Raw genomic sequence first — 13,707 nt, 5'->3', positions numbered from 1 at the left:
GCGCTAGAGATTCGCGGCGATCCGCTCACCGACGGCGGCGGTGGACAGCGCCTCGTCGCCGCGGGTGGCCAGGTGTGCCTCGACGGCCTTGTCGACCCGAGCGGCCGCATCGGTCTCACCGACGTGGGCCAGCAACAGGGCGACCGACATGATCGCGGCCGTCGGGTCGGCCTTGCCCTGTCCGGCGATGTCGGGTGCGCTGCCGTGCACCGGTTCGAACATCGACGGATTCGTCCGCGTCGCATCGATATTGCCGCTGGCCGCCAATCCGATCCCGCCGCAGACCGCGGCGGCCAGGTCGGTGACGATGTCGCCGAACAGGTTGTCGGTGACGATCACGTCGAAGCGCCCGGGATCGGTGACGAGGTGGATGGTCGCGGCATCGACGTGCTGATAGGCGATCTCGACGTCGGGGTAGTCGCGCGCCACCTCCTGCACGGTGCGCCACCACAACGCGCCCGCGAACGTCAGCACGTTGTTCTTGTGCACCAGCGTCAGGTGCTTGCGCCGCTGCTGGGCCCGGCGGAACGCGTCGTGCACCACGCGGCGCACCCCGAACGCCGTGTTGACGCTCACCTCGGTGGCGACTTCGTTGGCGGTGCCCACCCGGATCGCGCCCCCGGTCCCGGTGTAGGGGCCCTCGGTGCCCTCGCGGACCACGACGAAGTCGATGTCGGGATCACCGGCCAACGGGCTGCGCACCCCCGGATACAGCCGGCCGGGCCGCAGGTTGATGTGATGGTCGAATTCGAAGCGGATGCGCAGCAGCAGACCGCGTTCGAGCACACCGCTGGGCACCGACGGATCGCCGATGGCCCCGAGCAGGATCGCGTCGTGGGTGCGCAATTCGGCCAGCACCGAGTCCGGAAGCACCTCACCGCTGGCGTGGTAGCGCCTCGCCCCGAGGTCGTATTCCGTCTTCGCCACCCCGGGAAGCACGGCGTCGAGCACCTTGAGGGCCTCGCCGACCACCTCCGGACCGATGCCGTCGCCTGCGATGACTGCGAGTTTCACGAGAGGTCAACCACTTCCAGCAGGTTGGCGTCGACGGCCCGGGTGATCGCGTCGCGCACGTCGGCGGGCACATCACGGTCGACGCGCATCAGGATCGTCGCGTACGGACCCTCGGCGTCCTCGCTCAACTGGGCGGCATGGATGTTGATGTCGGCGGCGCCCAGCAGGGTGCCGATCTTGCCGAGGGTGCCCGGTTGATCGGCGTAGTTGACGATCAGGTTGACCCCCTCGGCCCGCAGGTCGAAGTTGCGCCCGTTGATCTGGACGATCTTCTCGACCAACTGGGTACCGGTCAGCGTGCCCGCCACGTTGGCGGTGGTCCCGTCGGCGTACACCGCCCGCACGTCGACCATGCTGCGGTGGTTGGGGCTCTCGGTGGCGGTGGTGATGTCGGCCTGTACACCACGTTCGGCGGCGATCGCCGGGGCGTTGACGAAGGTCACCGGGTCCTCGACGACGGCCGAGAACAGTCCGCGCAGCGCCGAAAGTTTGAGCACCTCAATATCTTCGGCGGCAAGTTCCCCGCGCACCTGCACCGACAGTGACACCGGGAGTTCCTCGCTGAGCACTCCGACCAGCAGGCCGAGCTTGCGAACCAGGTCCAGCCACGGGGCGACCTCCTCCCCCACGACGCCGCCGCCGACGTTGACCGCGTCGGGCACGAACTCCCCGGCCAGCGCCAGCTTCACGCTCTTGGCGACGTCGGTGCCGGCCCGGTCCTGCGCCTCGCGTGTCGAAGCGCCGAGGTGCGGGGTCACCACCACCTGGGGCAGGTCGAACAGCGGGCTCTCGGTCGTCGGCTCCTTGGCGAACACGTCGAGCCCCGCGGCGCGCACGTGCCCGGACGTCACCGCGGCGGCCAACGCGTCCTCGTCGATCAGCCCGCCGCGCGCGGCATTGACGATGATCACCCCGGGCTTGGTCTTGGCCAGCGCCTCCGCACCGATCAATCCGGCCGTCTCGGGCGTCTTGGGCAGGTGCACGGAGATGAAGTCGGCGCGGCCCAGCAGCTCGTCGAGGGTCGACAGCTCGATGCCGAGCTGGGCGGCGCGGGCCGCGGACACGTAGGGGTCGTAGGCCACCACGTGGGTGCCGAAGGCTGCCAGCCGCTGGGCGACCAACTGCCCGATCCGGCCGAGCCCGACCACGCCGACGGTCTTGCCGAAGATCTCGGTGCCCGAGAATTGGGACCGCTTCCAGGTGCGCTCCCGCAGCGACGCATCGGCTGCCGGGATCTCGCGGGCCGCCGCCAACATCAGGGCCAGCGCGTGTTCGGCGGCGCTGTGGATGTTCGACGTCGGGGCGTTGACCACCAGCACACCGCGCGCAGTGGCGGCGTCCACGTCGACGTTGTCCAGCCCCACCCCGGCCCGGGCCACGATCTTGAGCTTGGGGCCCGCGGCGAGCACCTCGGCGTCCACCGTGGTGGCCGAGCGCACCAGCAGGGCGTCGGCGTCCGGCACCGCGGCCAGCAGTTTGGGTCGATCCGGGCCGTCGACCCAGCGGACCTCCACCTGGTCACCGAGGGCGGCGACGGTCGACTCGGCCAGCTTGTCGGCGATCAAAACAACAGGAAGACTCACGCGGTCAGACTAATGGGCAGTTTCAACCGGGCGGAGGGCGGGAGAATCGCGGGCGTGGACGTCACGGTTGTCGGCAGCGGACCCAACGGGCTGGCCGCGGCCGTCATCTGTGCTCGCGCGGGGCTGTCGGTGCAGGTGTTCGAGGCGCAGCCCACCCTGGGCGGCGGTGCGCGCACGCTGCCCGACCCCGAGTTCTCAGGCGTCTCGCACGACATCTGCTCGGCCGTCCATCCGCTCGCGCTCGCTTCGCCGTTTCTGGCCGAGTTCGATCTGCCCGCCCGGGGGGTGGCGCTGCGGGTGCCCGAGATCTCCTACGCCAACCCCCTGCCGGGGCGGGCGGCGGCGATCGGCTATCACGACCTGGACCGCACCTGCGCCGAACTCGAGCACGGTCAGTCCTGGCGCCGGCTGCTCGGCCCCTTGACCGACCGCGACCGGTCGGTCATCGACCTGCTGCTCGGCGACAAGCGCTCGATTCCGACCGATCCGGTCGCCGCGATCGCGATCGGGCGGCGGATGCTCGTGCACGGCACCGCGCTGTGGGGCCGGCTGTCCGGTGACGACGCCCGTGCCTTGTTCACCGGCGTTGCCGCACACGCCATCTCGGAACTGCCGTCGTTTGTCAGCACCGGCGCGGGTCTGATGCTGGCGATGCTCGCACACACCGTGGGCTGGCCGATCCCGGTCGGCGGCAGCCAGGCCATCTCCGACGCGCTGATCGCCGACCTGCGTGCGCACGGCGGCACCGTCACCGCGCGCCAGGAGATCACTGAACCACCAAGCGGAGTAACGCTTTTCGACACCGCCCCGACCGCGCTGCTGTCGATTTACGGCGACCGGATGCCGGGCAGGTACGCCAACGCGCTGCGCCGCTACGCATTCGGCGCAGGTGTCGCGAAGGTGGACTTCGTGCTCTCCGACGACATCCCGTGGACGGATGCGCGGTTGGCCGACGCCCCGACGTTGCACATGGGTGGCACCCGCGAGCAGATGGCGCTCGCCGAGCGCGAAGTGGCGGCGGGACGACACGCGCAGTGGCCGATGGTGCTGGCAGCGCTGCCTCATCTCGCCGATCCGGCACGCGTGGATTCTGCGGGACGACGTCCGCTGTGGACGTATGCACATGTGCCGTCGGGATCACCCGCCGACCAGACCGAGGCCATCACCGAGATCTTCGAACGGTTTGCGCCCGGATTCCGCGACATCGTGGTGGCCGCGCGGTCGATCCCGGCGGCCCGGCTGGCCGAGCACAACGCCAACCTGGTCGGCGGCGACATCGGCGTCGGCGGCAACACGCTCTTTCACGCACTCGTCGGCCCGACTCCGCGCGTGGTGCCGTGGACCACGCCGATTCCCCAGGTCTACCTGTGTTCGTCGGCGACCCCGCCCGGTAGTGGTGTGCACGGAATGTCGGGCTACTACGCCGCCCGCGCGGTACTGCGCCGCGAGTTCGGCATCGACAAGACGCCCAGCGTCTCCCCCTGAGCCACCCCACGTCGCTTTTTCGATGCATAACCGATGCGTCGACGGGGTACTGCTGGTGGTGCCGGATTGAGAAAGACCGATCCGGGTAAACCCCGATAGATCCGAGAGATCCGGCTTTGGGCGGATCCGACGTCATCCGACCGAGGAAGGGCGCCGGTTGAGCGGCATCAACGGACCCACGCGTGCGCCGGTGCTGGCGTTCGCGGCGCCTGCCCATTGCGCTGATTACCTGCCGAGGTTGCTGAGCACTTCCTTCGACGCCTGGCGGGAAAGCTTTCGCCGAGCGGCACTGGCCGCGGTGACCGATTTCGTCGCCGACCGGTGCGCGGTCGATCTGGCCGATGCCCGGGTCGACATCGCCGCCGACGTGCTCGTCGGGTTCGTCGACGGCGGTAAGTGTGTGCGTTCGACATTCACCTACCTGGGCTGGTTGTGCGGCGCCGAGGACGACCCGTGCGCACTGCGCGCCGCCGCCAGTTTCGAACTGCTGCACGCCTTCGCGCTGTTACAGGACGACGTGATGGACGGTGCGGCGCTGCGCCGCGGCCGCCCCGCGGCCCACGTCACGTTCGCGCAGTGGCACCGCGAACGCATGTTGGCGGGACGCTCGGAGCGCTTCGGCGAGTCGGCCGCCGTGCTGCTCGGCGACCTGTGTCTGGTGTGGGCACAACAGATGCTGCGCGAAAGCGGACTGGACAGCACTGCGCTGGCGCGGGCGTGGCCGCGATACGACGCCATGCGCACCGAACTCGCGGTCGGGCAGTTCGCCGACCTCGTCAACGACGCGGCCGAGTTCCCGGCCTGGGACCGGGTGCTCGACGTGCTGCGGCGCAAATCGGGGAACTACACCGTGCGCAGGCCACTGGAGATCGGGGCGGCGATGGCGGGATGTGATCAGAACACCCTTTCGCTGATCGGGGGGTACGGCGAAGCGGTGGGTGAGGCGTTCCAACTGCGCGACGACGTGCTGGGCATCTTCGGTGCGCCCGCGGTCACCGGCAAACCGGCGAGCAGCGATCTGGCCGAGCACAAGGCCACCAGCGTGGTGGTGGCCGCCTATCACCTGGCCGACGCGTCGCTGCGCCGTCAGCTGACCGAACTGATGAGCGCCAGAAACCTCGGCGCCGCCGACGTCGACCGCTGGCGCACCCTGATCGTCGCCTCTGGTGCCGTGGAATTCGTTGAGGCGCAGATTGATTCGCGTCTGGACCGGGCACGCGACCTGATCGACGCCGCGGAGCTGACACCGCTGACCCGCTCCGCGCTGACGCAGATGGCCGCGGCCTGCACCGAGCGGGCCGCGTGATGCGCACCGTCGAGGGCAGCACCGATCGGGTGGTGGTCGTCGGCGCCGGACTGGCCGGGCTGTCCGCCGCCCTGCACCTGGCGGGTCGGGGCCGCGCGGTCACCGTCGTGGAGCGCGGCGCGCATCCCGGCGGCCGCGTCGGCCGACTCGACATCGACGGCTACCGGCTCGACACCGGGCCGACGGTGCTGACGATGCCCGACATCATCGACGACACCTTCGCCGCGGTCGGCGAATCCACCCACGACCGGCTGGACCTGGTTGCCGTGGAACCCGCCTACCGCGCGTCGTTCGCCGACGGCAGCGCGCTGCACGTGCACAGCGACGGCGACGCGATGGCCGCCGAGATCGAACGCTTCGCGGGCGCCGCGGCGGCCGACGGGTATCTGCGCCTGCGGGCCTGGCTGACCAAGCTCTACCAGGTCGAGTTCGACGGTTTCATCGGGTCGAACTTCGACTCCCCGCTGTCGCTGCTCACCCCGCAACTGGCCCGCCTGGCGGCGATCGGCGGCTTCCGCCGGTGGGACACGATGGTGCGCCGGTTCATCGCCGACGAAAAACTGCGCCGCGTGTTCACCTTCCAGGCGCTCTACGCCGGTGTGCCGCCGCACCGGGCGCTGGCGGTCTATGCCGTCATCGCCTACATGGACACCGTCGCAGGTGTCTACTTCCCGCGCGGCGGCATGCGCGCGCTGCCCGATGCGCTGGCCGCCGCGGCCACCGATGCCGGCGTCGAATTCCGTTACGACTCCGCGGTCACCGCGCTCGAACGCCGCCACGGGCGGGTGGTCGCCGTGGGCACCGAATCCGGCGAGCGGATCGAGGCCGACGCGGTGGTGCTGACCACCGAACTGCCCGACACCTACCGGCTGCTCGGCCGCACGCCACGGCGCGTTCTTCGGCTTCGGCCGGCACCGTCGGCGGTGGTCGCCCACATCGGCTGCCGCGCCGTCGAACCCGGCCCTCACGCCGTCGGCCACCACACCATCCTGTTCGGCGAGGCGTGGGAGCAGACGTTCACCGACATCATCGACGACGGCCGGTCGATGACCGACCCGTCGCTGCTGGTGACCCGCCCCACCGCCGGCGACGCCAGCCTGGCGCCGGCCGGACGCGATCTGCTCTACGTCCTGGCACCGGCGCCCAATCTCGATGTGGGCAAGGTGGATTGGTCGTCAACGGGCGCCAGTTACGTCGAGCAGATGCTGGACGTCGTCACCGCCCGGCTACCGCAGGCCGGGGTGGACGCCGAGACCCTGCACGTCGTCGACCCGGCGGGCTGGGCGCGGCAGGGCATGGCGGCGGGCACACCGTTCGCGCTGGCACACACCTTCGCCCAGACCGGTCCGTTCCGGCCGGCCAACACGGTTCGCGGTATCCCCAACGTGGTACTGGCCGGTTCGTCGACGGTGCCCGGCGTCGGGGTGCCGACCGCCCTGATGTCCGGCCGACTGGCCGCCGACCGGATCACCGGAATGCCCACACGGCGGCCCCGTACCGAGGTGGTGCCAACATGATCGGTTCCGAACTCGACGCCGCGGGCGTGCGTGACCCCGCCCTGCGCGACGCCTATCGCCGCTGCCGCACCATCAACGCCGAACACGGCCGCACCTTCTTCCTGGCCACCCGGATGCTCGCGCCCGAGCAGCGGCCCGCCGTGCACGCGCTGTACGGGTTCGCCAGGCGCGCCGACGACATCCTCGACGATTTCGACCCGGTCGTCAGCATGGCCGAGCGTGCCGACCGGTTGCAGCGGCTCGCGACGCGGTTGTTCGACCGATTGGTGCAGGGCGGCAACGACGAAGACGATCCGTCACTGGCGGCGGTCGTGCACTGCGCACGCAGGTACGGCATCCCCTGGCAGTTGTTCGACGACTTCCTCGGGTCGATGCGGATGGATCTGACGGTCACCGACTATCCGGACCGGGCCGCGCTGAACCGCTACATGTACGGCTCCGCGGAGGTGATCGGTCTGCAGTTGCTGCCGGTGCTGGGCACCGTCGGACCGCGTGACGAGGCCGCACCGTACGCCGCGGCGCTCGGAAAGGCGTTCCAACTCACCAACTTCCTGCGCGACGTCGACGAGGACCTGCAGCGCGGCCGGGTCTATCTACCGGCCGACGAGTTGGCGGCCTACGACGTCGACCGGGATCGGCTGATGTGGTGTCACGCCAACCAGCGCACCGACGAGAAGGTCCGCCGGGCGCTGGCCGATCAGCATTCCCTCAACAGACGGGTGTATGACTATGCCCGCCAGGGCATTTCCCATCTGCGGCCGCGGTCGCGCCCGTGTGTGGCCGCCGCCCTGACGTTGTACTCCGAGATCCTGGACCGCATCGAGGAGATCGACTTCGCGGTGTTCAGCCAGCGGGCCACCGTGGGCGCGGGGCGACGCATCCGGGTCGGCGGCGCCGGACTGCTCAAGGCGCTGTGCGCACGGGCGCGGGGCGCGTGACGATGGACCGCTGGCATTACCTGATCGTGCTCGCCGCCTGCCTGGCCATCACCGCCCCACTGGAATTGCTGGGCGCGGGCGTGTACCGGCGGATTCGGCGCACCGCGGCCGCCATCGTCCCGGTCGCCGCGGTGTTCGTCGTCTGGGACCTCGTCGCGATCACCGCCGACGTATGGACCTACAACCCGCGGTATGTGACCGGGGTCGACGTGCCCGGCATCCCCATGCCCATCGAGGAACTGTTGTTCTTCGTGGTGATTCCGCTGTGCGGGCTGCTGACCTACAACGCCGTCGACACGATGCTCGGTTGGCTGCGACGGTCACGCGCGCGATCGGAGCGCGTCTCATGACCGGGTTGGGCTACACACTGCCCGCGGTGCTGGCGGTGATCGCGGTCATCGGGTGGGAGTTTGCGGTGCTGCGCACGGGGTTGTTCCGCCGAGCCGCCTACTGGATCTCGATGCTCATCGTGGTGGCCTTTCAGGTCCCCGTCGACGGTTGGTTGACGAAACTCAGCGCGCCGATCGTGATCTACGACGAACGGCACACCAGCGGAATCCGGTTCCCGTTCGACATTCCCGTCGAGGACTTCCTGTTCGGCTGGGCGCTGGTGACCGCGGTGCTGCTGCTGTGGGAACGCCAACGACTGCGCGAGACGCAGAGGCAGAGCCCGTGACGCGCGCAGACACCGGCGAACCGGCCGACATCCCCGCCGCCTTCGATGCCGGGGCGTCCGCCTACGACAGCCTGGTCGGTGCGAACCCGGGATACCACGCGCACCTGCGGATCTCGGCGCAGCGCATGGGGCTGCCCGACTCCGGGCGCGGCCTGCGCCTGCTCGATGCGGGCTGCGGTACCGGCGCGTCGACCGCGGCGCTGCTGGCGGCGGCGCCACACGCCGAGATCGTCGCCGTCGACGGCTCGGCGGGCATGCTGGACCAGGCGAGGACCAAACGGTGGCCCGCGCGGGTGCGGTTCGTGCACAGCCGCATCGAAGATCTCGCCGAGGCCGGGGTCGCCGGGCCGTTCGACGGCGTCTTCGCCGCCTACCTCGTGCGCAACCTGGCAGACCCGGACGCACAGTTGCGCAGGTTTCTGTCGCTGTTGGCCCCGGGGGCCACACTGGCGGTGCACGACTACTCGGTGCGTGACTCGCGGTTGGCCCGCGTGGTGTGGAACGCGGTGTGTGCGACGGTCATCATCCCGAGCGGTCGGCTGCGCAGCGGCGACGCGTCGCTCTACCGCTATCTGCGGCGCAGCGTGAATCGGTTCGACGGTGTCGACGAATTTCGTACCCGCCTGCAGCGCAACGGGTTCACCGATATCCGCAGTGCCACCATGCCCGGCTGGCAACGCAACATCGTGCACACCTTCCTCGCCGAGGCACCTCGATGAGCGATCCGCGGCGCGTCACCCGTCCCGCCCCCGCCGGAGCGCCGGACGCGGGTGCGCTGGCGGGCCGGCCGCACGTGGTGGTCGTTGGCGCGGGCATCGCAGGCCTGTCCGCCGCCACCGGACTGGCCGAACGCGGCGTCACCGTCGACGTCCTCGAGCGCGAATCCTACCTGGGCGGGCGCGTCGGCGGCTGGACCGAACGGCTCGACGACGACACGCCGGTCGCGATGAATCGCGGGTTTCACGCCTTCTTCCGGCAGTACTACAACCTACGAAAGCTGTTGCGCCGCACTGATCCCACACTGGGGATGCTGACCCCGGTGCCGGACTATCCGCTCGTCGACGCCGAGGGTAGGCGCGACTCGTTTCGGGGCCTGCCGCGAAACCCGCCGTGGAACGCGATGGCTTTCGCGTTGCGCAGTCCCACGTTCCGACTCCGCGACCTGGTCGGGCTCAACGCCCGCGCCGCGGCGCCGCTTGCGGCCGTCTCGGTTCCGCAGATCTACCGAGACCTCGACCACCACGACGCCGACACCTTCCTGCGGGACATCAACTTCCCCGAGGCGGCACGACACCTCGCGTTCGAGGTGTTCTCCCGCAGCTTCTTCTCTCGACCCGAAGAGTTGTCCGCCGCCGAGCTCGCCACCATGTTCCACATCTACTTCCTGGGCTCCAGCGAGGGACTCGCCTTCGATGTGGCAAACGCGAATTTCGATGTGGCCCTGTGGAATCCGCTGCGATGCTATCTGGAGTCACAGGGGGTTGGCGTGCACACCGGCGCACCGGTGACCGAGGTGCGCACCGGGCCGCGGTTCACAGTGCGCACCGCGGGCGGCGACGAATACATCGCCGACGCGGTGGTGCTGGCCACCGATGTGGCCGCGCTACAACGGATTGTGGCGAACTCGGGCGGGCTCGGCGAGGCCGGCTGGCGAGCTAAGGTCGCGGCGCTGCGCACCGCGGCGCCGTTCGTCGTGCAGCGACTCTGGCTGGACCGCCACACCCGACCCGACCGCGCCGCGTTCCTCGGGACGGGCGGTCGGCCACCGCTGGACAATGTCAGCGTGCTCGAACGCTACGAGCGCGAGGCCGCCGACTGGTCGCGTCGCACCGGCGGCTCGGTGGTCGAACTGCACTCGTATGCCCTCACCGGCAGTCCCGACGGCGTGCGGCAGGACCTGCTGGCCCGACTGCACGAGCTTTATCCGGAGACGCGCAAGGCGAACGTGGTCGCCGAACGGGTGCTGTGCCGCGAGGACTGTCCCCGCTTCGCGCCGGGGGATTTCGCCGACCGGCCGACCGTGGCCACGCCGCACGACGGGCTGGTGCTCGCCGGTGACGGCATCCGAATCGATCTTCCCGTCGCGCTGATGGAACGCGCCGCCACCACCGGGTGGTCGGCGGCCAACGTGTTGTTGTCGCGCTTCGGCATCCGCGGCCACGAGTTGCACAGCGTGCCCACCCAGGGCCGCTCGGCGCTGCTGCGCGGCCTGGCCACCCGCGAAAGGCGGCAGCAGTCATGGGCGTGATCACCGAGGTGACCTCACGGCTGGCGAAAACGTCGCCGTTCCAAATGCTTCCGCGCACCGCGTGGGCGCGCCAGCGGCCCACCTACCAGGACGCCGACCCCGCGGTGATCAATGCGGCGCTGCGCCGCTCTCAACGCAGACCGAGCGGAAACTGGTATGCCTTCGCCGCGAGCGAGACGATCACCCGACGGCCGGTCGCCGCGTCGGTCGGCGGCGTGGAACTGGTCACCTGGCGCGGTCCGGACGGCGCGCTGACGATCGGGCCCGCAGCCTGTCCCCACCTGGGCGCCGACCTGACCACCGGCACCGTGGACTGCGGCGTGCTGATCTGCCCCTGGCACGGTTTGCGTTTCGACGGTGACCGGGTGCGCGGCTGGCGGGCGTACCCGGCGTATGACGACGGGGTGCTCGCGTGGGTGCGTCTGGACGCCGTCGGCCGCGAAGCCGCGACCGACCGGCCCGTGCTGCCCCGCCGCCCGCAGGGTGCGCGGCTGTCGGCGGTGGCGCGACTCGTGGGGACCTGCGAGCCTCGCGATGTCATCGCCAATCGCCTCGATCCGTGGCACGGCTCCTGGTTTCACCCGTACTCGTTCACCCGGCTGGAGGTGCTGGACTCCCCGGCCCCCGACGACGACCTGGACGACGACGCCGACCGCTTCCTCGTCGCGGTCACGTTCCGGATCGGGCGGCTGGGCGTTCCGGTGGTGGCGGAGTTCACCAGCCCCGAACCCCGCGCGATCGTCATGCGGATCGTCGACGGGGAGGGCGCGGGCAGCGTGGTCGAGACGCACGCCACGCCGCTGGGCCCCGGCCCCGACGGGCTGCCGCGCACCGCGGTGGTGGAGGCCGTCATCGCCCATTCCGACCGGCCCGGGTTCGCGTTCTCGCTGCGCGGCGCCGCGCTGATCACCCCGTTCATGCGCCGTGCGGCGGCCCGGTTGTGGCGCGACGACCTGGCCTACGCCGAGCGGCTGTATCACCTACGGACTCGGACCTGATCGGCGTTTTCCGGCCGGCACGTCGGGTATCCGGCTCTGATGACCGAGGAATTCAGCAAGGGCGACGCGGTGCGGTGGAAAACCCACGGCACCACCGTCACCGGCACCGTGCAGGAGAAGATCACCAGCGACACCGAAGCAGCGGGCCGCACCGTGCGCGCAAGCCCCGAGGATCCGCAGTACCGCGTGCGCAGCGACAACAGCGGGCGCGACGCGGTGCACAAACCCGATGCGCTGGAAAAGGCCGAGTAACCCATGTCCGACACCGCAGCCGACGACACCGCCATCTATGACGAATTCGGCGACACCGTGAACATGACGGCGAGTGAGCTCGAAAAATGGTTGGACACACCGCAATCCAAGGATGTCGGACAGAAATCCGGCGGTGACTACGCGCACATGCGCAAGGTGGTTAACTACGCCCGGCGCCATCTGGCACAGCGCCCGTCAGGCGACGTCACCGAATCGGCGTGGCGCTACTCGCTGATGAATTGGGGCCACGACCCGAACAAGTAGCGGCCTCCAGCAGCGGGATCTGTTGGATCGCCCATGGGCTGATCGACCACGGCAGGCCGGCCGTCGACCGCAGCTGCGCCCAGGTCACCCACATCCAGTCCATGACCTCGCGCGGGTCGGCGTCGATCTGCTCGTCGAGACGCGCCACGAACACCGGGCAGATCTCGTTCTCCACGGTGCCGTCGGCGGCCACCGCGCGGTAGCGGAAGTCGGGCAGCACGCAGGTCGGGGCACCGATCGCGACACCGAGTTCCTGGCGGGCGCGGCGGCGCACCGCGTCGTCGACGTGTTCGCCGGGCGCCGGATGGCCACAGAACGAGTTCGACCACACGCCCGGCCAGGTCCGCTTGCCGAGGGCCCGGCGGGTCAACAGCACGCGGCCGGCGTCGTCGAACAGGTAGCAGGAGAACCCCAGGTGCAGCGGGGTCGCCGCGTGGTGCACGGCGGTCTTGGCGGCGCTGCCGATGTGTCGGCCGTCCTCGTCGAGAAGGACCACGGACTCATCGGCGGATGTCATCGGGTGCACCTGGTGTACATACCCACTCAGCCTAACTTGATCGATGCGAAACCGATGCAGTCGCCAGAAAATGGTCGACCGCGTCGCCCAGCGTTGCCGGCGATCGCCTCTGCACCGGCGCCGGGCCCCAACCCGGACCGCCGACCAGCACGTCTGCGTCGGCGGCCACCGCGGCGAGCGTGTGCGCATCGGCGGTGCGTGAGGTTTGCGACCACAGCATCACGCTCACCGGTCGCTCGCTGCGGCGGACCGCGTCGAACAACGCGACGGGCGGCACGTCGGCGCCCAGCATCAGCGCGCCCACTCCCCGCTCGGCCAGCGCGGCGCGCAGCGCCTCCAGCGCCAGCGTGTGCGCTTCGCCTGCGGTAGCGGCCAACACGATCGACCCGGCGGCCGGCGCGACCGGCATCCGGTGCAGCGCTCGCGACACCGCCCACGACAGCGCATGCTCGACGTCGATGCAGCCCACGCCGTCGGCCTGCTGAGCCTCGATGGCCGCAAACGCCGGGCGCACCACGTGATCCCACGTGCCCACCACACCGAAATGGCGCAGGTGCCGGTCCAGCAGCAGGCCGACGGCCACCACGTCGAGTTCGAACGCGGCGGCCAACAACGTGGAGTAGTCGCCGTGGGACGGCCGCACCGAGTCGATCGCCGCTCTCGCCGCGCTGCGCGGGCTGGCGCCGTGCACGATCAACTCGTGCATCTGCCGCACCGCCGAGATGTCGTTCTCGCTGTAGAGGCGGTGGCGGCCGGGCCGGTGCGCGGACGGCCCCACCCCGTAGCGCCGATTCCAGCTGCGTAGCGTCGCGGTCGGCACGCCGAGGCGGTCGGCGACCACGCGGACGGTGAATTTCGGCTCGTCCGCGTCTTCACGCTCAGAGGTGGGAAGTCTCGTCAACGCCGACA

The 13,707-nt window shown here is 70.2% G+C and carries 15 protein-coding genes; 11 read left to right on the top strand and 4 right to left on the bottom strand.

Features of this window, described 5'->3' with window-relative positions:
* Nucleotides 1-3 precede the first annotated feature (3 nt).
* Nucleotides 4-1,014 carry a 3-isopropylmalate dehydrogenase gene (locus ABQE89_RS08500; protein ID WP_448415860.1) on the bottom strand — a complete coding sequence of 337 codons (1,011 nt, stop codon included), beginning with the start codon at nt 1,012-1,014 and terminating at the stop codon, nt 4-6.
* Nucleotides 1,011-2,597 carry a phosphoglycerate dehydrogenase gene (serA, locus tag ABQE89_RS08495; RefSeq protein ID WP_448415859.1) on the bottom strand — a complete coding sequence of 529 codons (1,587 nt, stop codon included), beginning with the start codon at nt 2,595-2,597 and terminating at the stop codon, nt 1,011-1,013. Before serA ends, ABQE89_RS08500 begins: the two co-directional genes overlap by 4 nt.
* A 54-nt stretch (nt 2,598-2,651) precedes the next feature.
* On the opposite strand from serA, the gene ABQE89_RS08490 reads away from it, so the two are divergent.
* The 11 genes from ABQE89_RS08490 to ABQE89_RS08440 all read left to right on the top strand — a co-directional run bounded on the left by ABQE89_RS08490 (nt 2,652) and on the right by ABQE89_RS08440 (nt 12,281).
* Complete coding sequence (locus tag ABQE89_RS08490; RefSeq protein ID WP_448415858.1) at nt 2,652-4,082, top strand: phytoene desaturase family protein; 1,431 nt, start codon at nt 2,652-2,654, stop codon at nt 4,080-4,082.
* A gap of 157 nt (nt 4,083-4,239) precedes the next feature.
* The gene (locus ABQE89_RS08485; protein WP_448415857.1) at nt 4,240-5,388 is read left to right on the top strand and encodes a polyprenyl synthetase family protein; all 1,149 of its coding nucleotides are present in this window, start codon (nt 4,240-4,242) and stop codon (nt 5,386-5,388) included.
* Entirely contained in the window at nt 5,388-6,905 is a 1,518-nt protein-coding gene (gene crtI / locus ABQE89_RS08480) for a phytoene desaturase family protein (RefSeq protein ID WP_448415856.1), read from the top strand. The genes ABQE89_RS08485 and crtI overlap by 1 nt, the downstream gene beginning before the upstream one ends.
* A complete protein-coding gene (locus tag ABQE89_RS08475) occupies nt 6,902-7,843 on the top strand; it encodes a phytoene/squalene synthase family protein (protein ID WP_448415855.1) in 942 nt (313 codons plus the stop codon). Before crtI ends, ABQE89_RS08475 begins: the two co-directional genes overlap by 4 nt.
* Nucleotides 7,844-7,845: 2 nt before the next feature.
* Nucleotides 7,846-8,193, top strand: coding sequence for a lycopene cyclase domain-containing protein (locus ABQE89_RS08470; protein ID WP_448415854.1), 348 nt, complete (start codon nt 7,846-7,848; stop codon nt 8,191-8,193).
* Nucleotides 8,190-8,519, top strand: coding sequence for a lycopene cyclase domain-containing protein (locus ABQE89_RS08465; RefSeq protein WP_448415853.1), 330 nt, complete (start codon nt 8,190-8,192; stop codon nt 8,517-8,519). Before ABQE89_RS08470 ends, ABQE89_RS08465 begins: the two co-directional genes overlap by 4 nt.
* Nucleotides 8,516-9,238 carry a class I SAM-dependent methyltransferase gene (locus ABQE89_RS08460; protein WP_448415852.1) on the top strand — a complete coding sequence of 241 codons (723 nt, stop codon included), beginning with the start codon at nt 8,516-8,518 and terminating at the stop codon, nt 9,236-9,238. Before ABQE89_RS08465 ends, ABQE89_RS08460 begins: the two co-directional genes overlap by 4 nt.
* Nucleotides 9,235-10,767, top strand: a complete 1,533-nt coding sequence (locus ABQE89_RS08455) for an FAD-dependent oxidoreductase (RefSeq protein ID WP_448415851.1) — start codon at nt 9,235-9,237, stop codon at nt 10,765-10,767. Before ABQE89_RS08460 ends, ABQE89_RS08455 begins: the two co-directional genes overlap by 4 nt.
* Nucleotides 10,758-11,765 (top strand): Rieske (2Fe-2S) protein, encoded by a 1,008-nt coding sequence (locus tag ABQE89_RS08450; protein ID WP_448415850.1) that lies wholly within the window; start codon nt 10,758-10,760, stop codon nt 11,763-11,765. Before ABQE89_RS08455 ends, ABQE89_RS08450 begins: the two co-directional genes overlap by 10 nt.
* Before the next feature lie 39 nt (nt 11,766-11,804).
* On the top strand, nt 11,805-12,017 hold the full coding sequence (locus tag ABQE89_RS08445; RefSeq protein ID WP_448415849.1) for a hypervirulence associated TUDOR domain-containing protein: 213 nt from the start codon (nt 11,805-11,807) through the stop codon (nt 12,015-12,017).
* A gap of 3 nt (nt 12,018-12,020) precedes the next feature.
* Nucleotides 12,021-12,281, top strand: a complete 261-nt coding sequence (locus ABQE89_RS08440) for a DUF3140 domain-containing protein (protein ID WP_448415848.1) — start codon at nt 12,021-12,023, stop codon at nt 12,279-12,281.
* Here the strand turns inward: ABQE89_RS08440 and idi are convergent.
* Together idi and ABQE89_RS08430 are read right to left on the bottom strand one after the other, a co-directional pair.
* Entirely contained in the window at nt 12,223-12,798 is a 576-nt protein-coding gene (idi, locus tag ABQE89_RS08435; RefSeq protein WP_448415847.1) for an isopentenyl-diphosphate Delta-isomerase, read from the bottom strand. The two genes, ABQE89_RS08440 and idi, sit on opposite strands and share 59 nt — an antisense overlap.
* A 31-nt stretch (nt 12,799-12,829) precedes the next feature.
* Nucleotides 12,830-13,699, bottom strand: coding sequence for a MerR family transcriptional regulator (locus ABQE89_RS08430; protein WP_448415846.1), 870 nt, complete (start codon nt 13,697-13,699; stop codon nt 12,830-12,832).
* Between the last annotated feature and the right edge of the window lie 8 nt (nt 13,700-13,707).

Source organism: Mycolicibacterium sp. XJ1819, from assembly GCF_053483675.1.
This window is presented reverse-complemented; position numbering and strand designations above follow the sequence as displayed.

What these genes read in the sequence shown, in the direction of transcription:
- ABQE89_RS08475 (WP_448415855.1), top strand. Translation starts at nt 6,902, where the DNA reads ATGATCGGTTCCGAACTCGACGCCGCGGGCGTGCGTGACCCCGCCCTG.
- ABQE89_RS08455 (WP_448415851.1), top strand. Translation starts at nt 9,235, where the DNA reads ATGAGCGATCCGCGGCGCGTCACCCGTCCCGCCCCCGCCGGAGCGCCG.
- idi (WP_448415847.1), bottom strand. Translation starts at nt 12,798, where the DNA reads ATGACATCCGCCGATGAGTCCGTGGTCCTTCTCGACGAGGACGGCCGA.
- ABQE89_RS08445 (WP_448415849.1), top strand. Translation starts at nt 11,805, where the DNA reads ATGACCGAGGAATTCAGCAAGGGCGACGCGGTGCGGTGGAAAACCCAC.
- crtI (WP_448415856.1), top strand. Translation starts at nt 5,388, where the DNA reads ATGCGCACCGTCGAGGGCAGCACCGATCGGGTGGTGGTCGTCGGCGCC.
- ABQE89_RS08450 (WP_448415850.1), top strand. Translation starts at nt 10,758, where the DNA reads ATGGGCGTGATCACCGAGGTGACCTCACGGCTGGCGAAAACGTCGCCG.
- ABQE89_RS08465 (WP_448415853.1), top strand. Translation starts at nt 8,190, where the DNA reads ATGACCGGGTTGGGCTACACACTGCCCGCGGTGCTGGCGGTGATCGCG.
- ABQE89_RS08440 (WP_448415848.1), top strand. Translation starts at nt 12,021, where the DNA reads ATGTCCGACACCGCAGCCGACGACACCGCCATCTATGACGAATTCGGC.
- ABQE89_RS08470 (WP_448415854.1), top strand. Translation starts at nt 7,846, where the DNA reads ATGGACCGCTGGCATTACCTGATCGTGCTCGCCGCCTGCCTGGCCATC.